Genomic DNA, 25,975 nt, shown 5'->3' on the forward strand with positions numbered 1-25,975 from the left:
TGCTGTAAAAACACCCCCTGGAGAAGTATATAGAGCTATTGAATCTCCAAGGGGTGAACTTGGTTATTATATTTATTCAGACGGAAAAGCTACAGCTTATAGAGTAAAAATAAGAGCACCTTCATTTTCAAACCTTTCAGTTTTACCCTACCTTTTAAAAGATCATCTTGTAGCTGATGTCGTTGCAATACTTGGTTCTCTTGATCCAGTTTTTGGTGATGTAGATAGATAGGAGGTAAAAAAATGGGAAATATAATTTTAATAACAATAATTTATATTTTAGTTGCATTAACAATTGTGCTTTATGTAACATGGTTTGAAAGAAAGTTTGCTGCAAGAATTCATACAAGAGTAGGACCCTACTATGTTGGAAGACCCCATGGATTTTTACAGCCAGTTGCCGATGTTTTAAAACTTTTATTAAAAGAAGATATTGTTCCTGAACAAGCTGATAAAACTATATTTAATATTGCTCCTATAATTGTTTTTATCGGAGCACTCCTTGCTTTCTCAGTTTTACCTGCTGCAAAAAATATTTATATATCAGATCTATCTGTCGGGATTATTTATTTCTTCGCAGTTTCCTCTCTAATTATCTTCGGTGTTTTCCTTGCTGGATGGGGAAGCAATTCAAAATATGCCTTACTTTCAGCCTTTAGAGCAGGAGCACAGGTTGTTTCCTATGAAATTCCACTTTTATTTTCAGTTCTTGTTCCAGTTATTCTCGCTGGATCCCTAAAAACAAGTGATATAGTTGCGAGTCAGAAAATACCCTATGCACTTTATCCTGTTTTTGGTTGGATTAGTTTTATTATTTTTCTTATTGCTGGGCTTGCAGAAGAAAACAAAGTCCCCTTTGATGTGCCTGAAGCAGAAAGCGAACTTGTTGCAGCATACAATGTGGAATATTCCGGTATGAAGTTTGCGCTTTTCTACGCAGCAGAGTATACACATATCCTTGCTCTTTCAGTTCTTGGGGCTATTTTGTTTCTTGGTGGATACAGGGGATTCTATCCTAAAATAGGTCCTGAATGGGTATACCAAGTCCTATGGCTAATTTTTAAGAGCTTCTTTATGCTCATTCTATTCCTTTTAGTTCGATGGTCTTTTGTAAGAATAAGAATTGACAGGCTAATTTTATTCTCATGGAAATATCTCTTTCCAATTTCCCTTATAAATCTATTCTTAGCAGGGCTATATAAAATCTTCTTTTAAAGGAGGATAAAATGTTAAAAATTTTGAATGTTTTAAAAATTACAATAAAAAATTTTTTTAGAGAAACTTTTACAATAATGTATCCTGACAAAAAGAAAGAAATACCCCAAAGGTATAGAGGACCTCTATTTGCTTTACCCCTTGATGAGGATGGGGAATTAAAATGTATTGCTTGCAGATTGTGTGAGCAGATTTGTCCTTCTGAGATAATAACTGTAATTCCAGCAAAAGAAAAAAGTAAAAAAGGTAAAACATATCCAGAAAAATTCACCCTTGAGCTTGATGCCTGTCTCGCCTGTGAACTCTGTGTTCAGGTATGTCCAACTGATGCAATTGTTATGTTAAAAATTCCGGGTTGGGCTGCTTTATCTCATGAAGAAATGTTTTTAACTCTTCCTAAGATGGTAGAATATGGAAAAAAATATGAGAGTTCAATAAGCACAGGTAGCACTTTAAGAAATATGCAAACACCTCCAAGAAGAGAAAAAATTTCTGTTAAAAAGGAGGAATAAAAATGAAAATAATATTCTGGATAACATTTATAATAACAGGAATTTCAGGGCTTATGACTGTTTTAACAAGGGATTTATTCAGAAGTGCATTATATCTTGGAGTAACACTTCTTGGAACAGGAGTTTTATATCTTTTCCTTGGTTTTGATTTTGTTGGATGGACACAGATTTTAGTTTATGTGGGTGGAGTTGTTCTATTAATGATTTTCACAATAATGCTTGCAAGGGAATCTATAATGAAACCACTTGTAAATACAATAAGAAATCCCTTTACAAGTGGACTCTTTGCCCTTCTTATTTTTTTACTCTTATTACTAATAGGCAAAACCTTTTATTTTTCTCCTTATGGTCTTGAAAAGGATGTAAATTTTCTACCATATTTAATCTTTCAGAGTAAATATGTTTTACCTTTTGAAATTTTATCAATTTTACTTTTAGCTGGTTTTATAGGTGCTATTCTTATTGCAAGGAGGGATTAAATGGAGTTAAAATCTCTTTTTTACCTTTCAATATTTTTATTTTCTCTTGGACTTTATGGAGTTTTATCAAGGAGAAATGCTCTTGGAATTTTAATAGCCCTGGAATTAATTTTTAACAGTGCGAATTTAAATTTTGGAATCTTTTCTATTGCATGGGGAAATCCTGCAGGTGTGATGACAATAGTTTTCGGGATAGGAATTACTGCCATTGAGGTTGTCCTTGGATTTGCTATTGTAATACTTCTTTTTAGATTAAGAAAAACATCAAATGCAGATGAAGTTGAAATTTTAAAGGGTTAAAAAGGAGGGAGAAGGTATGGACCTTTCTCTTTTAGCCTTAATTTCATGGTGGGCACCCTTTTTCTCTTTTTTAATTATAGGAATTTTTATAAGGAATTATGGAAAATTATCAGCTTTCCTTTCAATTTCAGCAATTTTCTTATCACTAATATTAAGCACTCTTATTTTAATTAATATAGAAAAAATTGAAAACTCAATTCTAAAGGATCTCCTTTGGCTTCCTTATGGAACAAAAGCTGGAATACCAGGTTCTGAATCAATATTATTTGGTCTTTTTCTTGATAAACTATCATCAATAATGTTATTTGTTGTAGCACTTGTTGCCTTTGCTGTTCAGGTCTATTCCATAGGTTACATGCATGAAGAATCGTCCCCATCTCTTGGTAGATACTATGCCTATCACTCCCTATTTGCCTTTTCTATGATAGGACTCACCCTTTCTAAAAACATATTGCAGATGTTTGTCTTCTGGGAGCTTGTAGGTGTCTGTTCCTATCTATTAATTGGTTTTTATTATTATAAACCAGAAGCAGCAAGAGCTGCTCTTAAGGCTTTCTGGATTACAAAACTTGGTGATGTTGGATTTATGATCGGGATTTTAACATTATATTTTAATTTTGGGAATCTTGATATTTATAATTTGATTAATAGTCCATCAATCTTAAAAGCTCATGGTTCACTATCTTCCTTAATTCTTCTCTTACTTTTCTGTGGTGCAATAGGAAAATCTGCGCAATTTCCACTACATATATGGCTTCCTGATGCAATGGAAGGTCCCACACCTGTTTCAGCACTTATCCATGCAGCAACAATGGTTGCCGCAGGTGTTTATATGGTCTCAAGACTTTTCCCTGTTTATGTTGAGTTTCCTGATGTAATGTGGGTAATAACAATTTTAGGTTCATTTACTGCCTTTTTCTCAGCAACAATGGCACTTGTTCAGGAAGATATAAAAAGAATTCTTGCCTATTCAACCATATCACAACTTGGATACATGATGGCAGGTCTTGGAGCAGGTTCTCTAAATGCTGGATTCTTTCATCTTTTTACCCATGCCTTTTTCAAAGCTTTATTATTCCTCGGGGCAGGTGCAGCAATTCACGCAGTTCACTCTAATTCAATATGGGATATGGGAGGGTTATTTAAGAAAGCACCTATCACATCTATTTCTTTTCTTATAGGAGCACTTGCATTAGCGGGAATTCCTCCTTTCTCAGGATTTTATTCCAAGGAGGAAATAATTTTAACAGTTTATTCCTATCCCAATAAAATTCCTTTTCTGTTTTTAGCTCTTACTATATTCTTAACTGCTTTTTATATGGGTAGAGCATATACAGTTGCATTTCTGAACAAACCAAGAACAAAGGAAGCAGAACATGCCCATGACCCTGACCTTTCAATGAAATTTTCCCTTGTATTACTCTCCCTTTTCTCAATCTTTGCAGGGTTTTATGCAGAAAAAATTTCTCACTTGCTTTCTTATTTAGAAGGAGAAAAAGTTTTAAAAGAAACAGAAAGTTTAAAGATTCTATCTCTCCTTTTAGCCTTAACTGGAATTTTATCTTCCTATTACATTTATTCAAGAGCTTTAGAATTTGCCTCTAACTTAAAAACAAAATTCTCCTTTATTTATATAACTCTTAAAAGAAGATATTATATTGATGATGTGTTTGAATGGATATATAGGAGAATTTTGATTTTCCTTTCTGTTTTTGCCAGTTGGTGGGATAGACATATTGTTGATGGTATTGTAAACTGGGTTATTTATACAACAGGTAGAATTGGAAAATCACTTAGAGTAATACAAACAGGTGTTATTCAGGATTATCTTTTTTATATTGCTATAGGCTCAACTATAATGCTACTTTTAATATTAAGGGGATTTTAAATTTTAAAAAAATTGTTTTATAATTTTTTTGATGGAAGAAAAGAAGATTGCAACAGTAGTTTTTACAGATTTATCGGAATTTACAAGTTTATGTGAAAAGTTAGACCCTGAAGAGGTTAGAGATATTCTTTTTAAAATCTTTAGTATAATTGAGGAAAACACCTTAAGATACAAAGGTAAATTGATAAAAATAATTGGTGATTGTGCTTTGTGTGTTTTTGGGATACCTACAAGTTTAGAAAATACTGCAGAGAATGCTCTTAAATCAACTTATTCCTCATATCAAACAATAAAAGAGATTTCAAGAGATTTTCCTTTTCCTGTAAAACTTCATACCGGTATCCATACAGGAGAAGTTTTATATGAAATTGATGAAAATGGTAGAATAGAAGTATTGGGGGACACTGTTAATACTGCTTCAAGGTTACTGAGTATTGCAAAGGGTGATGAAATCTTAGTAAGCAAGGAAGTATATTTAAGGACAAAACATCTATTTGATTTTGAATTCTGTGGTAAAACTAAGTTGAAGGGGAAAGAAACAGAAATTGAGATATATAAATTACAAAAACAGAAAGAAAAAAGAGGAAAGCTTAGAGGTCTTGAGGAAATGGATATTCCTTTGATTGGAAGAGAGAAAGAAATAAATTTGATTCTAAATAGTTTCAAGACATTTTCAAAGGAAAAAAAAGATTTTTTAGTTTTAATTAAAGGTGAACCTGGAATTGGAAAAACAAGGCTCTTTGAAGAATTTAAAAGAATAAAAGAAAAAGAAATAATCTTTTTAGAAGGGAAAAGTTTACCTGATGAAATGTCACCTTTTCAGCCAGTAAAAATGATTCTTGAGAAGGTAATTGAAATTTTTGGTGAAAATGTATTTAAGAAAATTTTTCCAGAGGATAGAGCTGGATTTATCCCTGTTTCACCCTTTTTAAATTCTATTACAAAAAATGAAATTTCTGAGGAAATAAAAAATCTCACACCAAAAGAATTTAAAAGACAAAAATTTTTTGTAGTTGAAAGTATATTAAGAAGGTTGACTTGTTTAAGTCCAATTTCTTTAATTTTTGAAGATTTACACTGGGCTGACGAAGAAACCTTTGATTTTTTAAAATTTCTATTAACATCAATGGAATCAGATAAAGGAATATTTTTTATCCTACTTACAAGACCACCGGTAAGGGAAAGAAAATTAATTGAATTTCTGAATTTTCTTAAAGGAATGCAGAATATCACCTTAATAGAACTTTCGCCCTTAGACAATATAAAGAGCCTTGAACTTATAGATAGGATTTTATCTATAGCTAAAATCCCAGAAGAAATAAAGAAAAAAATTATCCTTGAAAAATCAGGTGGTAATCCTTTTTACATAGAAGAGCTAATAAAATATCTTATTGAAAAGGGGATAATTTACAGAGAAGGTGAAAGCTGGATAGCAAGGGTTATAGTAAAGGAAATTGAAAGATTACCACTCTCAATTGAGGAAATTTTATTAAGCAGAATTGATTTTTTAAATGAAAAAGAGAAAAAATTTTTAAAAATGGCTTCTGTAATTGGAAGTAATTTTATTATAGAAGGAATCAGAAAAATTACAGATGATGAACCAGAAAAGTATATTGATCCTCTTTTATATTCTGGTTTTATAACAAAATCAAATAGAAAGTTTTTAGGTTTTGAAGAGTATTCTTTCAAACATCATCTTATACATGATTCTGTTTACAGAACACTTTTAAAAAAGGAAAAAAAACATTATCATTTGTTATACGCTAAATGGCTTGAAGATTTATATCAAAAAAATTACGATGTTCCTGAGGGAATAATTGCTGACCATTTTGAAAAAGGTGAAGAATATGAAAAAACTTTTATTTACAATAAAAAATATGCAGAAAAATGCAAAAAGAATCATACAAATTTTGAAGCAATAAAAAGGTATAAAAAATTACTTGAAATAATTGATAAAACTAATAAATTTGAAGAAGAAAAAATTGAAATTTATAAAAATCTTGGAAAACTTTATAATATCGTGGGAGACTTTGCAAATTCAACTATGAATTTAAGAAATGCCCTTGAAATTTCTAAGGATGAAGAAAAAGGTGAAATTTTTTATGAAATAGCTAACACTTATCAAAGAGCAAGTCTATACACAGAGGCTCTTTTTTATCTTGAAAACGCATTTAATTTATGCAATAAAAAAGAAACTTTAGCGAATATTTTAAGGGAAAAAGCGTGGATCAATTTTCTAATTGGTAATTTTGAAGAATGTAAAAAGTATTTAGATAAAACAAGGGAAATAATTGAAGAAATTGAAGATGAAGAAAAAAAAGATTCTATGAAAGCCAGTTTCTATAATATTTTAGCTTCCTACTTTTCCCAAAAGGGAGATATAGATAAAGCAATTAACTTTTATAAAAAGTCTATGGATATTTATGAAAAAAGAAATAATATAGTGGGTAAAGGAACAATATACAACAATCTTGGTTTTCATCTATATAAAGATGGTAAAATTGAAGAAGGTATTGAAATGCTCTTCAAATCACTTGAAATAGAAAAAAACACAGGGAATTACTTAGGTTATGCAATTACCTGTAATAACCTTGGAGAAATGTATTTACTTTTATATAATCTTAAAGAATCCGAAAAATTCTTCAAAAAATATCTTGAAGTTAACAGAAAAATAAGAAATAGACTCGGAGATGGTTATGGAAATCTTGGTATGGCTGAAATAAGAAAAAGAGAGGGTAATTTTAAAGAAGCTGAAACATTTTATCTTGAAAGTGTAAAAATTTTAAAAGAAGTAAAAAGTGAGGTAGTTGAAAACAGAGCAAAAATGTGTCTTTCTAACTTTTATTTATCACAAGGTTATTTAGAAAAATCAAAGTTATTATCGGATGAAGTGTTAAAATATGCTGAAAAAGAAAAACATTTTCTTGCCCTTTACACTGTATATCTTTTACTTGCTAATTACCATTTAGAAATTTATAAAAAGACTAAAAACATAAAAAGTATGAATGAGGCAGAAGAATTTATCAAAAAAGGAGAAGAACTCTTAAGAGATTTAATAAGAGAAAAAATAGCACCTATAGAACTTTATAAAACAGAAATTTTATATTATTCTTTGAAAAATGAACTTGAAATAGTTAAGGAAAAAGAAGAAAAATTAAATGAACTTATCCTTGATTTAATAAGTAACATAAGAGAAACAGAAAATAAGGAAAACTTTTTAAAACATAAAGACTTTTATTATTTCATCTATTCCTGCTAAAATAATGAAAATTTTCTCTGAGTTTTTCGGAAAAGTAATTGAAATTCCTGATAATCCAGAAAGAATAGTATCACTTGCACCTGATATAACCGATACTATATTTAAATTAAAAAAAGAAGATAAACTCGTGGGCATAAGCTTTTACTGCAGAAGACCTTATGGAAAACTTAAGAATTTTTTAAGAGTAGGGTCCTATTTAAAAGTTTTGTGGGAAAAACTGGATTTATTAAAACCTGATTTAATATTAACAACTTCAGGTGCTCAGAGGGAAGTCTCCTATGAAATTCTAAGAAGGGGATACAGTATTTTTGTTTTGCCTGTCCCTCAGTCAATTTATGGAATTTTTGATAATATAAAAAAATTAAGTATTGTTTTGAATGAAACTGAAAGGGGATATAAACTTATTGAAAGATTAACAAAAATAATTGAAAAAATAAGAGAGGAGAAAATAAGGATAAAAGTTTACTATGAAATATACCTTGGAGGGAAAATAACCATAGGTTCTTCAAGTTATATAAATGATGGTTTGAGAATTCTTGGACTAAAGAATATTTATTCTTTTAAAAAGGAAAGTTATTTTGAACCTGATGATGAGGAAACTAAAAAATTTGATTTTGACCTTATATTATATGAACCTCATAATGAAAAAATTGATAAAAAAATTTTAGAAATGAGATTAAAAGAAAGATTTGGTAATAAAAAAATTTTAATATTACCCTATGATTTTTTAGCCCATTATGGACCTTCTTTTATTGATGAGGTCCTTTTAAAATTAAAAAAGAAATTAATTAAAACTCAGTTCCACTTGTAAATTTGAGAGAAGGAGCAAGAATATAAGGAGCATAGATTCCTGTAGAAAACCTGAAGTCATAGTGTGAAGATTCTGAAATTAACTTTCTCTCCTTTGAAATTTCTATATCTTGACTTAAAACTCTTAAAAAGGAATCAGTGAATCTTAAATTTTTTAGAGATTTTGTGATTTTACCTTTTTCAATTAAAAAGGTTCCATCTCTTGTCATTCCCGTTATGATAAATTCTGAGGGACTTACTATATTTGTATAGTGGAATCTTGAAACATATATACCTTTTTCTATATCCTTTAAAATTTCATCCTTACTTTTCTCTCCCTTTTCTATAACAAGATTAAAAGGGAAAGGAAAAGTTGAGGGAGGAAAACCTGCAGCATTACCTGTTGATTCTTTATTTTCTAAAAAAGCAGTTTTCCTGTCATACACAAGATTTTTAGCTATTCCTTTTGAAACAAGCTCTACTTTCTCTCTTCTTACACCTTCAAAATCAAAGGGAAAAGCAAAACCTTCCTCAAAATACGGGTCTTCAAAACATGTTAATTTTTCTGAAAAAACTTTTTCTCCTAATTTTCCAAAAAGAAAATTTCTTTTTTCCTGATATGTTTTAGCGGAAAAACCTATAAAGGAAGCAAAAGTAAAAATATCTGCCACAGCCTCAGGTTCAAGAAAAACAGTATATTCCCCAGGTTCTAACTCTACTTTGTTAAAAGATTTTTCAGCTTTAAATTTTGCTTCCTCTGCTATTTTTTCAAAATCAAGTTCAGAAAATTTTCTTGAATGTGCTTCAGACCAGCCACTTGCTGAATCTTTCATTGCTGTAACTGTTACATGTGCATCTGATAACTTTGAATAGGCTTTTAAACCATTTGATGAGAAAAGGACAATTTCACTTCCACCTGTATTTACAACCCCAAAGCCTTCAAAATCTCCGAGTATTTTTGAAATTTTATAAACAGCTTCTGCTCTTTCTTCTTCACTAACATTTAAAGTTTTTTCATCAAAAGTAAAAACATTTTTATAAGTGTAAGGGCCGGGAAAACCTGGATAATCAGATGGAGCTGCGTTTTTTAACATTTCATAAGTTTTTTCAACAATTTCTTTTGCCTCTTTAATCTCAGGATTGCTGAAAAACCTTGTAACAACAAAATTTTTTTCCTTTATGCTTATTCCCACTCTCATTTCTTCATAGGAAGTATTCTGATGTATTTTACTTTTTGAATACCTTGTTATATCATTTTTTTCATAAAGGAAGGCAACAAAAATTTCCTCACCTTTTTTATTTTCAAGAATTTTTTTAAAAAAATCTTCATAAAAATCAAAACCTTTCATATTTTTTCCTCCTTATAAGTTATTTTTCCCTTGTTTATTGTATAGATAACTTTACCCTTTAATTTATAGCCTTTAAAAGGTGTATTTTTACCTTTACTAAAAAATTCATCTGGATTACAAATCCATTCCCTATTTACATCAACAAGAGTTATACTGGCAAAATTATTCTCCTTTATTTTACCGTAACCTTCAATACAAAATATTTTAGCTGGATTATAGGACATAAATCTTGCTATATCTTTAAGTTCAAATATTTTTTTGTGATAAAAAAATGTTAATATAAGAGAAAGAGAAATTTCAATACTTGAAATTCCTGAAGGTGAAAGATCAAATTCCTTTTCTTTATCAAAAAGTCTGTGAGGAGCATGGTCTGTTGCAATTATATCTATAATTCCTTCTTTTAAACCTTCAATCAACTTCTCTCTATCTTCTTCTTCCCTTAAGGGTGGATTAACCTTACAATTTGTGTCAAAATCACCTATTGCTTTTTCAGTTAGTATTAAGTGATGTGGACTTGCTTCTGCTGTAATATTGAGTCCTTCTTTCTTTGCTTTCTTAATTATATCAACACTTTCCTTTGCTGAAACATGGGCTATATGTAATCTACCTTTTGTTTTTTTAAGAAGAACTATATCCCTTAAAATTGCTATTATTTCACCTTCCCTTGGTCTACCTTTAAGACCAAGTGACAAGGTAAAGGGAGATTCATTAGCAACTCCTTCTTCACATAAAAATTTATCTTCAGCATGCTGTATTAAGGGTTTATCAAAATCTCTTGTATAATAAAGGGCACTTTCCATAAGCTTTGAATTTTGAACATAATTTCCATCATCAGAGAAAGCGATAGCTCCTTCCTTTAGCATTTCATAATAATCAGCAAGTTCTTCACCCTTTCTCCCTTTTGTTATTGCACCAACTGGTAAAACTTCACAGTATCCATAAAAGTTAGCTTTTTCTTTAACATATTTAACAACTGAACCCCTATCCATACAGGGGTCAGTATTTGGCATGGCAAATATTAGAACATAACCTCCTTTTGAAGCAGCTTTAGTCCCTGTTTCTATTGTCTCACTTTCTTCAAAACCCGGCTCCCTTAAATGAGAATGGGCATCAATAAGACCAGGGAAAGCATATAATTTTTCCCCATCTATAACTAAACTCACCTCCTTTTTAATTCCCCTTGCTATACCAACTATTTTTTCACCTTCAATTAAAATATCAAAATTTTCTTTTATGCCTTCTTCAGGGTCAACTATATTAACATTTTTAATTAAAATTTCTTCCAATTTAAATTGAATTTATTGTTTCCTTTAGCCTCAGCAATTCAAGCATTGTAGCTGCTGCCTTTTCTCCCCTGTTACCCATTTTACCACCGGATCTCTCAATGCCCTGAAGAGTATCAGAAACTGTTATTATTCCCATTCCAAGAGGTATTCCCTTTTCCTTTGCAATTTTTATTACATTCTTTATACTCTCACTTGCAACAAACCTGTGGTGTTCTGTTTCTCCCTCAACTACTGCTCCAAGAACTAAAAAAGCATTATATTTTTCAGGGTATTTGTCTTTTAAAAAAGAAAAAGCACTTATGATTTCAAGGGATCCTGGAACAATATAAACATCAATTTGATCTTCCTCAGCACCGCATCTTTTTAGAAATTCTTTTGCACCTTTTAACAATTCAAAGGTTATATGGGAATGAAATCTTGAAACTATTATGCAAAATTTATCTTTTTTATTTACAATCAATTTACCTGAATACTCAGGCATTATAGTTTCCTCCCCTCTTTTTGAATTCTTTCAAGCCAGTGGCCCATTTTTTCCTTTTTAATTTTTAAATATTCCTTGTTATTTTCATTTGGTTCTACTTCTATAGGCACTCTTTCAACTATTTCTATGCCATAACCTTTAAGACCTACAACTTTTGAAGGGTTATTTGTTAAAAGCCTTATCCTTCTTAAGTTAAGATCAAGTAAAATCTGAGCTCCTATTCCATAATCTCTCAAGTCAGGAGGAAATCCTATAGCCTCATTTGCTTCAATGGTGTCAAGCCCTCTTTCTTGTAATTCATAGGTTTTTAATTTATTCAAAAGTCCTATTCCTCTTCCCTCCTGTCTCATATAAACAAGAACTCCCTCTCCTTCCTCCCTTATCATTTCCATTGCCTTTTCCAGTTGTTCTCCGCAATCACACCTTAAGGAATGTAATATATCACCTGTTACGCATTCTGAATGCACTCTTACAAGAACATTATCTTTACCTTCAGGTTCACCATAAAGTAAGGCAAGATGAACTTCTTCATCCACAATGTCCTCGTATGCATAAAGTCTAAAATTACCAAATTTTGTTGGAAGATTCACATTAGCAACTCTTTTTACAAGTCTTTCTCTCTTTATTCTGTATTTAATTAAATCAGCTATTGTGATTATCTTCAAATCAAATTTCTCTGCTATTTCAAAAAGCTTTGGCAATCTTGCCATTGATCCATCATCATCCATTATTTCACATAAAACTCCAGCAGGATATAAACCAGCGAGTCTTGCAAGATCAACTGCTGCTTCAGTATGTCCAGCCCTTCTCAAGACTCCAGCTTCTTGAGCTCTAAGAACATGAACATGGCCTGGGATAGCAAGATCTTCGTGGGTGGTTTTTGGATCAATTGCAACTCTGATTGTTCTTGCTCTGTCATAGGCAGATGAACCGGTACTAACTCCCTTTTTAGCATCTATAGGTGCAACAAAAGGAGTTCCCATTTTGGAGGTATTTATATGTGAAAAATCTGGAATTTGCAGCTCTTCTATCCTTTTCTTTGTAAGGGAAAGGCAAATTAATCCTCTTGCATGGGTAGCCATAAAATTTATATGTTCAGGTGTAACTTTCTCTGCTGCAACAATCATATCTCCCTCATTTTCTCTATCCTCGTCATCTACAACAATTACAATTTTACCTTTTCTTATATCTTCAAGGGCTTCTTCAATAGTAGAAAAGTTCAGTTTCTTCATACTTAAGTTCCTCCTTTAAAAATTTCAATCATAATTATAAAGTTTTTAAAAGTTAATATCAATATCTTATAATTTTTTATGGCACATGCTTATACACCTGGTTTAAAGGTATGTGAAAAAACTTTAATTTTAAAAGAAAGAAGACTTCCCCTAAAGGGGGAAGTCCTTGTTAAAAAAGGAGAATATGTAAAAGCTGAAGATGTGGTTGCAAGAACTCTTTTACCTGGTAATGTTCATCCCTTAAATGTAGCAGGCCTTCTTGGAGCATCTCCGCAGGAACTTCCAAATTTAATGCTCAAAAAAGAAGGGGATGATATTAAAAAGGATGAAATTATCGCCTTAAGTAAAGGGTTTTTTGGACTTTTTAAAACAGAGGTAAAAAGTCCTGTGGATGGGAAAATTGAGCAAATATCAACTGTAACAGGACAGGTAATCATAAGGGAACCACCAATTCCTGTGGAAGTTAAAGCGTATTTTGATGGAATTGTAGAGGATATTATTCCCGAAGAAGGAGTAATTATGAGAACAACAGCTACCTTTATACAGGGGATATTTGGAGTCGGAGGAGAAAAAATTGGTAAACTTAAAATTCTTGTAGATTCACCAGAGGAAGAACTCACAGTTGAAAAGGTTAAAAAAATAAAAGATAATTTAGAGGGCTCTATTGTTGTAGGAGGAAGTTTCGTAACAAGTGAAGTTCTTAAAATACTTGAAGAAATGGGCGTTTTAGGTTGTGTAGTTGGAGGAATTGATGATGAAAATTTGAAAAAATTTTTAGGATTTGATATTGGAGTTGCAATAACAGGTTCTGAACCTTTGAAGGTAACTTTAATTTTAACAGAGGGATTTGGGAAACTCGAGATGGCTAAAAGGACATTTGAACTTCTTAAAAAAAGAGAAGGGGATAAGTGTTCAATAAATGGGGCAACCCAGATAAGGGCAGGTGTAATTAGACCAGAAATTATAATTCCCTATGAAAAAGTTGAAGAAGTGAAAGAGGAAGAAGAACTTAAAGAGGGGCTTGTAGAAGGAACCTTAGTAAGAATAATAAGGGATCCTTATTTTGGGGAAATTGGAAAAGTAATAGCACTTCCACCTGAACTGAGACTTATTGAAACAGAAGCGAAAGTAAGAGTTCTTGAAGTAGAATTAAAAGATGGGAAAAGGGTTGTTGTTCCAAGAGCAAATGTTGAAATCTTAGAGGTTTAATAATGCTTGAGAATAGTTTTGAAAAAGAACTTGTAGAGGGTGAATTACTATTTAGGGAAGGTGAGCCAGGTGATGAGATATATATAATTAAAAAGGGAAAAATAAAAATATTTAAAGAAATCAATGGTGAGGAAAAGATACTGGCAATATTAAAAGAAGGAGAAGTTTTTGGTGAAATGGCAGTTCTTGATGGTAAACCGAGAAGTGCAAGTGCAATGGCTATTGAAAACACTGTATTAGAAGTATTAAATAAGGAAAGTATATTAAAAGTTATTAGCTCTCACCCACTTGTTAAATATCTCATAGATACTTTGACAGAGAGATTAAGAAGAGCAGATGAACTGTTAAGACTTTTAACAATAAAACATGAAGAACAGAGATTTTTAACATACCTTATAATAAGAGCAAAGGAAGGTCTAAGAGAAGATATAGATTTAGCTGAGATTGAATATTTTACAGGTATAGAAAAAGAAACTCTTCTTTCATTTATAAATGACCTTGAAAAAAGGGGACTTATTCTTTTCAGAGAGAATAAAATAAAAATATTAAAACCTGAAGAAATTGAAGAATACAGAAAGTATATATTTTTAAAGGAAAAATTTGAAAGGGAAAGGAAAATTGAGTAAAATTTATGAAAAATTTGAAGGATATAATATTAAAGAAAGAGGAGATTGAAAAAAAACTCTCTGATCCTGAAATAATAAAAGATAAGAAAAAACTTCAAGAGCTTAATAAGGAATATAAAAATATAAAGGAAAAGGCTGAAATAGCTGAAAAAATTCTGAATATAGATAAAGAATTAGAAGAAATTGAAAGTTTGCTTTTGACAGAAAAAGACGATGATATGATTAAATATCTAAATGAAGAAAAAGAGGAAAAGATAAAAGAAAAAAACAGATTACTATTTTTATTACTTGAAAAAGAGAAGGGAGAATTTGAAAATAACTGCATACTTGAAATAAGGGCAGGAACAGGTGGTGAAGAGGCAAGTCTATTTGCGAAAGACCTTTTAAGAATGTATTTAAAATTCTGTGAAAAAAAGAATTTTAAGGTCTCAATCACAGATTTAAGGGAAAGTGATTTAGGAGGAATTAAGGAAGTTGTTCTTTTAATTGAAGGAAAAAACGCATATAGATTTTTAAGATATGAAAGTGGGGTTCACAGGGTTCAGAGAATTCCTGTGACAGAATCTGGTGGAAGAATTCACACATCAACAGCATCAGTTGCTGTCCTTCCTGAAATTGAGGATATTGAAGTTGAAATAAAACCAGAAGACCTTGAAATAGAAACAAAAAGAGCGAGCGGACCGGGAGGCCAGCATATGCAGAAAACTGATTCAGCTGTAAGAATAAAGCATATACCTACAGGAATTATTGTTCAGTGTCAGGATGAAAGGTCCCAGCATAAAAACAAAGAAAAAGCTTTAAGAATTTTAAAATCAAGGATATATGAGTATGAAAGGGAAAAAAGAGAAAAAGAATTAAGAAATCTGAGAAAGGAGCAAATAGGGACTCAGGATAGAAGTGAAAAAATAAGGACTTACAACTTTTTACAGAATAGGGTAACAGACCATAGAATTCCTTTGACAGTTTATAATTTAGAGGAAGTTCTTGAAGGGAATATTGATCCCTTTATAGAGGCAATGGAAAAAAAGAGGTTTGAAGAAATAACTAAAGAAAGTTGATTTTTTATTAATTTTTCTTTTATATTTATTATTAAGGCGGCGTGGCCGAGTGGCATAGGCAGCGGTTTGCAAAACCGCTTACCTCGGTTCAATTCCGGGCGCCGCCTTTAAATTTTTTTAGTGGAAAAATTTGATATTCTCTTTAAAAATGCTTTAATAATTTTAAATAAAGAAAAATATATTGAAAAGGGGTTTCTGGGTGTAAAAGATGGAAAAATTGTATATGTTTCTGATAAAGAACCCCAAATTGAATCAAGAGAAATTTTTGAACTTAAAGACAGAATAATTTCACCTGGATTTTTTAATACCCATACCCATATTCCAATGACACTTTTAAGAGGATTTGCCGATGATTTACCTCTTATGGAGTGGCTCACTAAATATATTTGGCCTCTTGAATCCAAACTACTTTCACCAGAATATGTCAAAATGGGATCTTACCTTGGATTAATTGAAATGATAAAATCAGGAACTATCGGATTTGCCGATATGTATTTTTTTGAAGAGGAAGTTGCAGAAGTAATAAATGAGGCAAAAATATATGCTCTTTTATCCATAGGAATACTTGATTTTGAAACCCCTTATTATAAAAACTCAAAAGAAGCAATCAAAAAAACTGAAAATTTATTTAACATTTATAAAAACCATGAAAGGATTAAAATAAGTCCAGGACCACATGCAATTTATTCCTGCTATAAAGAAACAATAAGTGAAAGTGTAAATCTTGCCAAAAAACATAATCTTCCTATTCATATCCATATTTCAGAAACAAAAGGAGAAGTTGAGGATTCATATAAAAAATTTGGTAAAACACCAATATTTTATCTTGAAGAAACAGGAATTTTTGATTTAAAAGTAATAGCAGCTCACTGTGTTCATTTAACCGATGAGGAAATTGATTTCCTTAAAGATAAAAATTTTTATATTTCACATAATATTACAAGCAATTTGAAACTTGCCTCTGGAATACTTCCCTTTAAAAAATATAGAGAAAAGGGATTAAAGATAACCATAGGAACAGATAGTGCTTCATCTAATAATAACTTAGATATGTTAAGGGAAATGAAACTTGTCTCCTTAATCCATAAAGGCATAAACTATGACCCGCTCATTTCAAGTGCAAGGGAAGTTTTTGATATGGCAACGAAAAAGGGAGCAGAGGCTCTTGGTTTTGATTCAGGAGAAATAACTGAAGGTAAAAGTGCAGATTTAGTCATTTTTAACCCTGAAAAAGAAGGAACTCTCCCCTTTTATGACCCCTATTCCTATATAGTTTATGCAGCAGGTAAGCAAAGTGTTGAAAGTGTTATGGTAAAGGGAAAATGGATTTTAAAAAATTATGAATTTAAAACTCTTGACGAAGAAAAAATTATAAGAGAATCAAAAAATTGGAAAGAAAAGATTAAAAATTTAATTTAAAATTTATTTACTCTTTTCCCTTTAAAAACAATTTAATAATTAAAACAGAAATAAAACTTAAAAGAGCATAAACCAGAAAACCCCTTGCAAAACCAGTATTACCTAATAAATCTACAAAATACCCAAGAACAGGAGGGACAGCAAAACCACCAAAGGCACCCAAACCCCCTATCCATCCAGCAGCACCACCCACTGCTTCTTTTATATACTTAGGAACAAGTTTAAAAATTGCTGCATTTGCAATACCCATACCTACACTCATTAAAATTACACCTAAAAAACAGAAGAAAAATTTAAAGGAAAAAGAAAGAATAAGGGAACCAATTAAAATGATAATAAAACTAAAAAGGGAGAGTCTTTCTCCACCAATTTTATCTGAAATTGCTCCACCCAGAACACGGAAAAGGGAGGCAAGGATAGAAAAGAATAAAGCAGTTAAAACACCTGATGTTTTTATATCAAGATTATGAAAAAGAGAAAAATAGGAAGGAAGCCAGGTAGTCAAAGCAAGGAAACCACCAAAAGAGGTAAAGTAGAGGGAAAAAAGTATCCATGTTTTAATATTTTTAGCAGAAATAATAAGAGCCTCTTTAAATTTACTTGATGGAAAAATTTCCTGTCCAAGGGAAAAAGCAATTTTCTTTGATTCTTCATCAGTAAAATTTCTTGACTTTAATTGGAAATAAAAGGAATCACATGAAATTAAAGCATAAAGTATAGTTCCTAAAATTAAAAATATAAACCATAAAAGATAGGCCTTTGGTAAACCTAAATTGGAAAGAGCAAAAGGTAATAAGAGGGTAAATATTCCCGGTGCTGTATTGCCAAGCCCTCCATAAATACCAAGAACATAACCCTGTTTCTTTTGAGGGAACCAGTAAGAAACCTGCGAAATTCCTACAGGAAAGGTTGCGACACCACAACCACATAAGGCACCGAAAAAAAGAATCAAAGGATAATGGGACATCCTTAATTTATCCGGAAAATAATTAAACAAAATAAAAATTAGACCAGCCATTCCAATAATTGAGAGTAAAAAAAGAATCATAAAGGCTTTTTTCCCACCAAATTTATCCGCCATTGCTCCAAAGGGAATTCTCAAAAGAGAGCCTGTTAACTGGGGAATTGAAACAAGTAAACCAAGGGAAATGCCGGAAAGTCCGAGAATTTCTTTAAAATTTTTTGCAGCAGGACCGTATAAACTTACTGCCGCAAAACCTATAAAAAAACCAAGGGTCGCTCCAATAAGACCAAGATTTGGATTTCCTTTTAAACCCTCTCTTTTAATTAATTCCATTTTTTCCATATTAACGCCTCCTGTTCCAGACAACAAGCTGATAGGGTCTTATAACAAATCTCACAGGAAAAGTGAAAATATGAATAAGTCTTGTAAATGGGAAAATAAATATTAAAAGAAAGGCATTGAAAAAATGGAGTTTAACTAAAAAGGGAAAATTTTTTATATAACTTATATCAGGTTTAAATTTTAAAAGAGAAAGTAAATAGGGAACAACTGTATCAAGTGACCACAAAGCACCCCATCTTTTAAAAATTGCAATATAAATACCTGTTAAAACCTGTATTAAAAGTAAAAATATAAGTAAATAATCAAAAAAACTCGAAACTGAAATTATTCTTGAGTCTAAAATTCTCCTTAAGAAGAGAATGAATAAACTAAAAAATGTAAAAATTGCAATTCCCAATCCTGTAATTTCAAAAAAATAGAGATTTAAAGTTCCTTTTAAAAAATTCCTTAATAAATCAGGAAATAACAGTGCTAAAAGATGAAAGAAAAGAATTATTATTATTATTCCGTAATGCCACCCTATAGAACCATAAAAAAGTTTTTTACTTTCAAGAAACTGTGAGGATAAACTGGAAAAGGAAAATCTGTCAGAAAAGTATCTATAAAGGGAAAAGATTATTGCTATAAAAAGGGAAATATAAGGGAAAATAGCAAAAAATATTAAATCATTCATTTTGAATTAAAGAAATAATAGGGGATTTGAACCTATTTAAAAAAACTTCAAGGGATTCCATTAAAAATAAATAGGGATTTTCCCTTGAAAGCAAGGATTTCATTTTAACTAAAGATGGCAACAAACCCTCTTCAAGAATAACTTTTACATCTTCCTTTTCAAAACCTTTAAAATTTATAAAGTCAATAAGGATGGAGATATGGTCGGGCAATTCTCTCTCATCAAAAGAAAATTTATTTTTTTCATAAATCTTTTTCAATTTAACAAGGAATTCTCCCTTTTTATAGGAATCTTCAAACAGGTGATAACCTATATAAGGTGGTGATGAAGGAGCTAAATCAAAAGTCCTTGTATATATTTCCCTTAAGGAAAAAATATCAAGATCTTTTACAATTTCAAAAAATTTTTTAAAAAAAACATCATCTTTCAATAACTTTAAAAGTTCAAAGGCATATTCCTTATAGTTTTCTTCAGGATATCTGAATAGATTACTGTATAAATAAAGAATTTTTTTTACCATCTTCTTTCGGGTTTTCTTTTATATCCAAAACCTGTTTCACCTTTGAATTTATATACATCATCAATCATTTCTTCCCTTCCTGAAGGTGGAATCACAAATCTTTTTTCAATACTTGCAATTGAAGTTAATTCAAATATTTCCTCCAATTCTTTTTCATCAAGCCCTGCCTCTTTTAAATATTTATCCTTTTCTTCATCTTTTAAATCACCAACTTCTTTCCATCTTTTGAAAATTCTCACTGCAATTAATCTCTTATAAACATCCTTTATCAAATTTTCATCACCTGCGGAAAAAAGAGAGGCAAGGTATTTAATAGGTGCTCTGAAATTTTCCGGTTCAGAGAAAAAACTCTCCAGTAACCTTAATTTGCAATTTTCTTTTTTTGCTTTAACAGGTAAAAGTGGAGGAACATAAAATAACATTGGTAAAGTCCTAAATTCAGGATGAAGGGGAAGGGCAATTTTAAATTTTTTTACAAATTTATAAACAGGCGAATTTTGTGCATATTCAATAATTTCCTCCTTAATTCCCTTCTTCTTAAGATTTTCGATTACTTTATTATCAAAAGGGTCAAGAATTAAATCAAGTTGAGATTTTACAATATCTTTATCCTCACTTTTTATAGCACTCTCAATTTTCTCAGCATCGTAAAGTAAAACTCCCATATACCTTATTCTTCCAACACAGGAATGAAAACACATAGGTGCTTGACCTGTTTCTACTCTTGGATAGCAAAGAATACACTTTTCAGATTTCCCTGTTTCATAGTTATAATAAACCTTTTTATAAGGACAACCTGATACACACATTCTCCATCCTCTGCATTTGTCCTGACTTACGAGGACAATACCATCCTCACCTCTTTTATAAATTGCTCCTGAAGGACAAACTGCAACACAGGTGGGATTTAAACAGTGATTACAAATTCTTGGGAGATAAAAGTGGAAAATGTTTTCCATTTCAAAAATTATATTTTTCTCTTCCTCTGTTAAATTTTTTAAATTAGGATCATTTTTTGCATAAAAGGGAGTTCCTGAAAGATCGTCATCCCAGTTGGGTCCTGACTCAACATCAATCGTTTTTCCTGTTATAAGGGAAATCGGTCTTGCACTCGGCTGGTCATCCATCGGTGGTGAATCAAAAAGGTCACTGTATCTATATGTCCAGGGTTCATAATAATCATCGATTGTTGGTAAAAAGGGATTATAAAATATGTTTAAAAGTCCTTTAAGTTTCCCCTGAAGTTTAGGCTTTAAAACACTATCTTTCTTTTCCCATCCGCCTTTATATTTTTCTTGATCCTCCCATAAAGTTGGGTATCCTGTTCCAGGCTTTGTTTCCACATTATTCCACCACATATATTCAGCACCCTTTCTATCTGTCCATACATTTTTACAACTTATACTGCATGTATGGCAACCTATACATTTATCAAGATGAAAAACCATACTTATTTGAATTCTTACATCCATTTTAATACCTCCTTTTTACCAGATTGGTTCTCCTTCAAGTTTTCTAACAAAAACATAGGTGTCTCTATTAACTCCTGTTGGTCCCCAGTAATTAAACCCATATGTAAACTGTCCATAACCTCCCATCATTAAAAGAGGCTTAAGCCTTGTCCTTGTTAAACTATTGTGTCCTCCTGCTCTTCTATTCATTCTAACAGGTGCTTTTGGAACAGAAACTGTTCTTTCAGGGGAATGGTAAAGGATGCATACCCCTTCTGGAATTCTTGCACTTACAACTGCTCTTGTAACAACTGCTCCATTATCATTATAAACTTCTACCCAGTCATTATCCTTTATCCCGATTTTTTCAGCATCCTTTTCACTTATCCATAAAGGCTCACAACCTCTTGAAAGTGTTAGCATTCTAAGGTTATCAAAGTAGGTAGAATGAATGTGCCATTTTCCATGAGGCGTTAAATAATTCAAAAGGATTGCATCGTCTCCTATGCTTTTTTCAGTTTCTCTGAGAACTTTAACATCAGGTCTTGGTTTATAAGTAGGCAAGTTTTCACCAAAAGCAATATAACCTGGATGGTCAAGGTAAAAGTGTTGTCTTCCGGTTAGTGTTCTGAAAGGCACAAGTCTTTCAATATTTATGCAGAAGGGAGCATAGGCTCTTCCATTACTTGTAATTCCAGACCAGCAGGGTGAAGTAAAAATTCTTTTTGGAGATGATACAAGATCATCAAAGGTATAATAGAGATCCTTTTCACCTTCAACCAGGTCTTTAAGAGGAAGACCAATTTTTTCCTCTTCCAGTTCAAAAACTTTATAAGAAACTTTTCCATTAGTTTCAGGGGCAAGATATAAAAGAACATTTGCTGCATCTTTTTCTTTCCTAAGAGAAGGATATTTTTCACCATCCCATTCTTCATAAGGGAACTTTTCAAGGAGCTCATTATAAAATTCCTCAGCCTTCCATGTTACACCATGGGCACCAATACCTATTTTTTTAACAAGTGGACCAAGGGAAACAAATCTCCTGTAAAGATTTTTGTAATCCCTTTCAACAAGAACAAATTTGGGCATTGTTTTACCTGGAATCGCCTCACATTCACCCTTCATAAAATCCTTTATTTCTCTCTGAGCAAGCTCATCCGGTGTATCATGCATTAAGGGAATAGAAACTATATCTAAAACTTTATCAGGAAGGTATTTTTCAGCCATTTCTGAAAATTTTTTTGCTATCTCCTTAAAAATTTGCCAGTCTGTCTTTGATTCAAAACAGGGAGGAACAACTTCCTGAAGGGGATGAATGAAAGAATGTAAGTCAGTAGCATTTAGGTCATTCTTTTCATACCAGGTAGCAGTTGGTAAAACTATATCAGAATATAAAGCAGATGTATCCATTCTGAAATTTATGTCAATAATTAAATCAAATTTTCCCTCGGGTGCCTTATCACGAAAGATAACTTCCTTAACAAAATCCTTTGCAACCTCTTCAGAAATTACATTATGATGCGTTCCAAGGTAATGTTTTAGAAAATATTCATGTCCTTTTGCAGAAGACATTAAAGCATTTCCTCTCCATATAAAAAATATTCTTGGCCAGTTTTCCTCAGCATCAGGATCCTGAACAGAAAATTTAATTTCACTCTCTTTAATCTTTCTAACAATGTAATTTATTATTTCCTTTTCATCATTAAGGCCCTTTTCTTTTAATTCTTTAACAAGGTCAAGAGGATTTTTATTAAATTGAGGATAAAAGGGAAGCCAGCCCATCCTTACAGCTTTTGCCTCAATATCAATAGTATGACCCTTTGAAATTTCAGATTCTTCATAAATAGGTGAATATTCGTTAAACTCTCCCTCATATCTCCACTGATCTGAATGAATATAATGAAAGGAAGGAGTATTCATTAAACGGGGGGGTCTTATCCAGTCAAGCGCAAAGGCAATACAGGACCAGGGAGCAATAGGTCTTATCTTTTCCTGCCCCACATAATGATTTAATCCACCTCCATTTTTTCCAACACAGCCTGTTAAAATTAAAGCACAGATTGCAGCACGATAAATTAGATTGTTGTGATAATGATGGTTTATTCCCGCCCCTATTATAACAGAACACTTTCCACCTGTCTTTTTACTTGTTTCAGCCCATTCCCTTGCAAATTGAATTACTGTTTTAGCGTCTACCCTTGTTAACTTTTCCTGCCAGAAGGGAGTATAGGGCAAATCATCATTATAACTTTCAGGATAATCACCCTTTAAGTTTCTCTTAACACCAAATTGAGCCATTAAAAGGTCAAATACAGTTGTAACAGGAATTTTACCATTCACTGTATCAATGTATTTAACCGGAACTTCCCTTTTTAAAATTTTGCCAGAAGAAAAATCGGGAAATTCAACAGATAAAGCACCGTCTCCTGAATCTATAAAGGATAAAAGAGGCTCAATATCTTCACCAGTTTTTCCATCCTTCATCTTTAGATTCCATTTACCCTTTTCCTTCTGCCATCTGAATCCAATTGAACCCATTGGCATTTTAACAGTGTTTTTGTTTTTATCAAAAACAAGGAATTTAAAGGAAGAATTTTCCTCATCTTTATATTCATCTATCTGTGAAGCAGTTAAAAATCTACCTGCCTTATAATTCTCACCTTTTTTCTCAAGAATTACAAGGAAAGGAGCATCAGAATATTTTTTAATGTAATTTTCAAATTCCTGTGTTTTCTTTTCATAATAAAATTCCTTTAAAATCACATGGTTGACAGCCATCCAGAAAGCACCATCCTGACCAATATTAACTGGTATCCACCAGTCAGCATATTTTGAAACCTGAGAAAAATCAGGAGAAAAAACGACAAGTTTAGTTCCATTATGCCTTGCTTCTGCTACAAAATGAACATCAGGAGTTCTCGTCATATTCAAATTTGAACCCATAACAGCAATAAACTTTGAATTGTACCAGTCAGCACTTTCAGCAACATCAGTTTGTTCTCCCCATATTTCAGGTGAAGCAGGAGGCAAATCAGAATACCAGTCATAAAAGGAAAGACAGACTCCACCCAGTAATTGTAAAAATCTTGTTCCAGCAGAATAGGAAAGCATACTCATAGCAGGAATAGGGGAAAAACCTATTATTCTGTCAGGTCCCCATTTTTTAATTGTGTGTATGAGTGACGCAGAAATTATTTCAAGTGCCTCTTCCCATTTTATTCTTATAAATCCTCCCTTTCCCCTTGCTCTCTGATAAATTTTTCTTTTTTCTTCATTTTCCACAATACTTGACCAGGCAAGGAGAGGGTCTTTTTTCTCTTCAAGAGCTTTTTTCCATAAATCATAAAGAACCCTTCTAATATATGGATACTTTACCCTTATAGGTGAATATATATACCAGGAAAAGGAAATCCCTCTCTGACATCCCCTTGGTTCGTAAGGGGGTAATTCTTCTTTAAGTCCGTAATAATCAGTTGCCTGAAGTTCCCATACAATAATTCCGTCTTTCACATAAACCATCCAGGAACACCCTCCTGTGCAATTTACTCCATGGGTGCTCCTTACTACCTTATCATACTGCCATCTATTTCTATAGAATTCTTCCCATTTCCTTAAACTGGGAGAAAAAATATCCTTTATCCATCCCATTTTATTTACCTCCTTTTAAAAGATTTTTTCTCACTCCTTTACTTCTATTTCTGAATATAAAAAGGGGGATTAAAAAAATTAAAAATGCTAAAATTATTGCAAAAGTAAAGGGATTTTTTTCTTTATTTTTAGTTTCCAGTTTAGAAAGAAAATAAGTAATTGCATCTATTTCTTCTTCAAGAAGTGGTTTATTTTTATAAACAGGAACCATGGTTGGAAAGGGAATATCTTTTAAAGCAAGTTTAAGTCCTTCTTCACCATAATTTTTAAAACTTAAACTCAAATCAGGACCAAGTTTTCCACCTCCGAAAGTGAATAAATTCTTTATGCTGTGACAGGAAATACATGGTAAACCTTTATTTTTAAAAATTATTTCACCCTTAAAAAGCATTTCTCCCCTTTCATACTTTTCTTTATCAAAGGGAATTTCTTCAGGACTTATTTTCACTTCCTTTTTTTCTTCAACCTTCATCTCACCTTTAGAAGCAGTATTCAAATATTCTATAATGGAAAGTATTTCTTCTTCCTCTAAATTCTGGTCAGGCATTTTAATAGCGTATTCCTTTAAAAGAGAATCAGCAATTTTATCCTTTCCAAAAAAATCTGATGGTTTATTTATAAATTTTTTAAGCCATTCAATATTCCTTATTTCTGTGATTCCCATAAGGTCAGGACCAACCCTTTTTCCTTCACCTATTGTATGACAGGCTGAGCATTTTTTTACAAAAATTTCCTTACCTTTTTCAAAACTTCCAATTGTTATTAAAACTGCCAAAATTAAAATTTGCATATTTTACCTCCTTACAGTTAGCATTCCTAATTATAAGGTAAAAAAATATAAAATGTCAAGATTTTGTAGAATACCATAACATTTAGACCGGGTTTATATTAAATTTTTCTGGTTCAATTTCCTATACAGTCCTCTTTAAATTTTTCAATAGTGATTTTTATCTTCTTGTACTCCAAATAAATCGACCCCCATATGCCCTAAAAAATATACATCTTTTAATTGGCTAAAATTAAACAATTCCTTTTGAGTTTTTTTTGGAAAATCTGTTTACAGATTTAAGTTTTCATTTTTTGGGAACTATTTTTCTATAAACTTTTTCAGGTTTAAGTATCTCTCCCCTCACCCTCAAAAGTTCTTCAATTTTTATATCAAAAAGCTTCTCGTTCTCCTCTAATAATTCCCTTATTAAATTTAAGTCCCCTTCAGTTATATCTTCTATTTTGCTACCATGAAGTTGGTTTTCCTCTATTTTCCTAAATGGATCT

The 25,975-nt window shown here is 31.6% G+C and carries 23 protein-coding genes and 1 tRNA gene; 13 read left to right on the top strand and 11 right to left on the bottom strand.

Going from position 1 to position 25,975, the window contains the following annotated elements; translation table 11 throughout:
• The 8 genes from ABIN73_09025 to ABIN73_09060 all read left to right on the top strand — a co-directional run.
• On the top strand, positions 1-232 hold a 232-nt coding region (locus ABIN73_09025; GenBank protein ID MEO0269867.1), incomplete at its 5' end, for an NADH-quinone oxidoreductase subunit D.
• A gap of 11 nt (positions 233-243) precedes the next feature.
• Positions 244-1,215 (top strand): NADH-quinone oxidoreductase subunit NuoH, encoded by a 972-nt coding sequence (nuoH, locus tag ABIN73_09030; GenBank protein MEO0269868.1) that lies wholly within the window; start codon positions 244-246, stop codon positions 1,213-1,215.
• A gap of 11 nt (positions 1,216-1,226) precedes the next feature.
• On the top strand, positions 1,227-1,727 hold the full coding sequence (locus ABIN73_09035) for a 4Fe-4S dicluster domain-containing protein (protein MEO0269869.1): 501 nt from the start codon (positions 1,227-1,229) through the stop codon (positions 1,725-1,727).
• Positions 1,728-1,729: 2 nt separating this feature from the next.
• Positions 1,730-2,206 carry an NADH-quinone oxidoreductase subunit J gene (locus ABIN73_09040; GenBank protein MEO0269870.1) on the top strand — a complete coding sequence of 159 codons (477 nt, stop codon included), beginning with the start codon at positions 1,730-1,732 and terminating at the stop codon, positions 2,204-2,206.
• Positions 2,207-2,506 (top strand): NADH-quinone oxidoreductase subunit NuoK, encoded by a 300-nt coding sequence (nuoK, locus tag ABIN73_09045; protein ID MEO0269871.1) that lies wholly within the window; start codon positions 2,207-2,209, stop codon positions 2,504-2,506. It begins immediately after the preceding gene.
• 16 nt (positions 2,507-2,522) lie between these two features.
• The gene (gene nuoL, locus ABIN73_09050; GenBank protein ID MEO0269872.1) at positions 2,523-4,394 is read left to right on the top strand and encodes an NADH-quinone oxidoreductase subunit L; all 1,872 of its coding nucleotides are present in this window, start codon (positions 2,523-2,525) and stop codon (positions 4,392-4,394) included.
• A gap of 31 nt (positions 4,395-4,425) precedes the next feature.
• Positions 4,426-7,653 carry an adenylate/guanylate cyclase domain-containing protein gene (locus tag ABIN73_09055; GenBank protein MEO0269873.1) on the top strand — a complete coding sequence of 1,076 codons (3,228 nt, stop codon included), beginning with the start codon at positions 4,426-4,428 and terminating at the stop codon, positions 7,651-7,653.
• A gap of 4 nt (positions 7,654-7,657) precedes the next feature.
• The gene (locus ABIN73_09060; protein ID MEO0269874.1) at positions 7,658-8,464 is read left to right on the top strand and encodes a helical backbone metal receptor; all 807 of its coding nucleotides are present in this window, start codon (positions 7,658-7,660) and stop codon (positions 8,462-8,464) included.
• Here the strand turns inward: ABIN73_09060 and ABIN73_09065 are convergent.
• From ABIN73_09065 to ABIN73_09080, 4 genes are read right to left on the bottom strand one after another with little or no spacing between them, the layout of a single operon-like run.
• On the bottom strand, positions 8,442-9,791 hold the full coding sequence (locus ABIN73_09065) for a TldD/PmbA family protein (protein ID MEO0269875.1): 1,350 nt from the start codon (positions 9,789-9,791) through the stop codon (positions 8,442-8,444). The genes ABIN73_09060 and ABIN73_09065 overlap by 23 nt on opposite strands.
• A complete protein-coding gene (locus tag ABIN73_09070; GenBank protein ID MEO0269876.1) occupies positions 9,788-11,077 on the bottom strand; it encodes a dihydroorotase in 1,290 nt (429 codons plus the stop codon). The genes ABIN73_09065 and ABIN73_09070 overlap by 4 nt, the downstream gene beginning before the upstream one ends.
• Before the next feature lies 1 nt (position 11,078).
• Positions 11,079-11,558: a 6,7-dimethyl-8-ribityllumazine synthase gene (gene ribH / locus ABIN73_09075; protein ID MEO0269877.1), complete on the bottom strand. Its 480-nt coding sequence runs from the start codon at positions 11,556-11,558 to the stop codon at positions 11,079-11,081.
• Entirely contained in the window at positions 11,558-12,790 is a 1,233-nt protein-coding gene (locus ABIN73_09080; GenBank protein MEO0269878.1) for a bifunctional 3,4-dihydroxy-2-butanone-4-phosphate synthase/GTP cyclohydrolase II, read from the bottom strand. The genes ribH and ABIN73_09080 overlap by 1 nt, the downstream gene beginning before the upstream one ends.
• Before the next feature lie 78 nt (positions 12,791-12,868).
• Here ABIN73_09080 and ABIN73_09085 point away from each other — a divergent pair, with 78 nt between their 5' ends.
• From ABIN73_09085 to ABIN73_09105, 5 genes are all read left to right on the top strand, one after another.
• Positions 12,869-13,999 (top strand): hypothetical protein, encoded by a 1,131-nt coding sequence (locus tag ABIN73_09085; protein ID MEO0269879.1) that lies wholly within the window; start codon positions 12,869-12,871, stop codon positions 13,997-13,999.
• A 2-nt stretch (positions 14,000-14,001) separates the two neighbouring features.
• On the top strand, positions 14,002-14,625 hold the full coding sequence (locus ABIN73_09090; GenBank protein MEO0269880.1) for a Crp/Fnr family transcriptional regulator: 624 nt from the start codon (positions 14,002-14,004) through the stop codon (positions 14,623-14,625).
• A gap of 5 nt (positions 14,626-14,630) precedes the next feature.
• Positions 14,631-15,683: a peptide chain release factor 1 gene (prfA, locus tag ABIN73_09095; protein MEO0269881.1), complete on the top strand. Its 1,053-nt coding sequence runs from the start codon at positions 14,631-14,633 to the stop codon at positions 15,681-15,683.
• 35 nt (positions 15,684-15,718) lie between these two features.
• Positions 15,719-15,790, top strand: a tRNA-Cys gene (locus tag ABIN73_09100).
• A gap of 13 nt (positions 15,791-15,803) precedes the next feature.
• A complete protein-coding gene (locus ABIN73_09105; GenBank protein ID MEO0269882.1) occupies positions 15,804-17,102 on the top strand; it encodes an amidohydrolase in 1,299 nt (432 codons plus the stop codon).
• A gap of 7 nt (positions 17,103-17,109) precedes the next feature.
• On the opposite strand, the gene ABIN73_09110 is transcribed toward ABIN73_09105, so the two are convergent.
• From ABIN73_09110 to ABIN73_09140, 7 genes are all read right to left on the bottom strand, one after another.
• The gene (locus tag ABIN73_09110; GenBank protein MEO0269883.1) at positions 17,110-18,408 is read right to left on the bottom strand and encodes an MFS transporter; all 1,299 of its coding nucleotides are present in this window, start codon (positions 18,406-18,408) and stop codon (positions 17,110-17,112) included.
• 1 nt (position 18,409) lies between these two features.
• Entirely contained in the window at positions 18,410-19,081 is a 672-nt protein-coding gene (gene narI, locus ABIN73_09115; protein MEO0269884.1) for a respiratory nitrate reductase subunit gamma, read from the bottom strand.
• On the bottom strand, positions 19,074-19,601 hold the full coding sequence (locus ABIN73_09120; protein ID MEO0269885.1) for a molecular chaperone TorD family protein: 528 nt from the start codon (positions 19,599-19,601) through the stop codon (positions 19,074-19,076). Before ABIN73_09120 ends, narI begins: the two co-directional genes overlap by 8 nt.
• Positions 19,595-21,073: a nitrate reductase subunit beta gene (gene narH / locus ABIN73_09125; protein MEO0269886.1), complete on the bottom strand. Its 1,479-nt coding sequence runs from the start codon at positions 21,071-21,073 to the stop codon at positions 19,595-19,597. The genes ABIN73_09120 and narH overlap by 7 nt, the downstream gene beginning before the upstream one ends.
• 15 nt (positions 21,074-21,088) lie before the next feature.
• A complete protein-coding gene (locus tag ABIN73_09130; protein MEO0269887.1) occupies positions 21,089-24,700 on the bottom strand; it encodes a nitrate reductase subunit alpha in 3,612 nt (1,203 codons plus the stop codon).
• A 1-nt stretch (position 24,701) separates the two neighbouring features.
• On the bottom strand, positions 24,702-25,490 hold the full coding sequence (locus ABIN73_09135) for a c-type cytochrome (GenBank protein ID MEO0269888.1): 789 nt from the start codon (positions 25,488-25,490) through the stop codon (positions 24,702-24,704).
• A 283-nt stretch (positions 25,491-25,773) separates the two neighbouring features.
• Positions 25,774-25,975, bottom strand: a 202-nt coding sequence (locus tag ABIN73_09140; GenBank protein MEO0269889.1) for a hypothetical protein, incomplete at its 5' end; no start/stop codon positions are given.

The organism is candidate division WOR-3 bacterium, assembly GCA_039804025.1.
In the GTDB taxonomy this organism is placed as follows: domain Bacteria; phylum Hydrothermota; class Hydrothermia; order Hydrothermales; family JAJRUZ01; genus JBCNVI01.

Coding starts and splice junctions, on each gene's coding strand:
- nuoH (MEO0269868.1), top strand. CDS start 244: ATGGGAAATATAATTTTAATAACAATAATTTATATTTTAGTTGCATTA.
- nuoL (MEO0269872.1), top strand. CDS start 2,523: ATGGACCTTTCTCTTTTAGCCTTAATTTCATGGTGGGCACCCTTTTTC.
- ABIN73_09055 (MEO0269873.1), top strand. CDS start 4,426: ATGGAAGAAAAGAAGATTGCAACAGTAGTTTTTACAGATTTATCGGAA.
- narI (MEO0269884.1), bottom strand. CDS start 19,081: ATGAATGATTTAATATTTTTTGCTATTTTCCCTTATATTTCCCTTTTT.
- ABIN73_09065 (MEO0269875.1), bottom strand. CDS start 9,791: ATGAAAGGTTTTGATTTTTATGAAGATTTTTTTAAAAAAATTCTTGAA.
- narH (MEO0269886.1), bottom strand. CDS start 21,073: ATGGATGTAAGAATTCAAATAAGTATGGTTTTTCATCTTGATAAATGT.
- nuoK (MEO0269871.1), top strand. CDS start 2,207: ATGGAGTTAAAATCTCTTTTTTACCTTTCAATATTTTTATTTTCTCTT.
- ABIN73_09085 (MEO0269879.1), top strand. CDS start 12,869: ATGGCACATGCTTATACACCTGGTTTAAAGGTATGTGAAAAAACTTTA.
- ABIN73_09040 (MEO0269870.1), top strand. CDS start 1,730: ATGAAAATAATATTCTGGATAACATTTATAATAACAGGAATTTCAGGG.
- ABIN73_09120 (MEO0269885.1), bottom strand. CDS start 19,601: ATGGTAAAAAAAATTCTTTATTTATACAGTAATCTATTCAGATATCCT.
- ABIN73_09080 (MEO0269878.1), bottom strand. CDS start 12,790: ATGAAGAAACTGAACTTTTCTACTATTGAAGAAGCCCTTGAAGATATA.
- ABIN73_09060 (MEO0269874.1), top strand. CDS start 7,658: ATGAAAATTTTCTCTGAGTTTTTCGGAAAAGTAATTGAAATTCCTGAT.
- ABIN73_09035 (MEO0269869.1), top strand. CDS start 1,227: ATGTTAAAAATTTTGAATGTTTTAAAAATTACAATAAAAAATTTTTTT.
- ribH (MEO0269877.1), bottom strand. CDS start 11,558: ATGCCTGAGTATTCAGGTAAATTGATTGTAAATAAAAAAGATAAATTT.
- prfA (MEO0269881.1), top strand. CDS start 14,631: ATGAAAAATTTGAAGGATATAATATTAAAGAAAGAGGAGATTGAAAAA.
- ABIN73_09130 (MEO0269887.1), bottom strand. CDS start 24,700: ATGGGATGGATAAAGGATATTTTTTCTCCCAGTTTAAGGAAATGGGAA.
- ABIN73_09110 (MEO0269883.1), bottom strand. CDS start 18,408: ATGGAAAAAATGGAATTAATTAAAAGAGAGGGTTTAAAAGGAAATCCA.
- ABIN73_09090 (MEO0269880.1), top strand. CDS start 14,002: ATGCTTGAGAATAGTTTTGAAAAAGAACTTGTAGAGGGTGAATTACTA.
- ABIN73_09135 (MEO0269888.1), bottom strand. CDS start 25,490: ATGCAAATTTTAATTTTGGCAGTTTTAATAACAATTGGAAGTTTTGAA.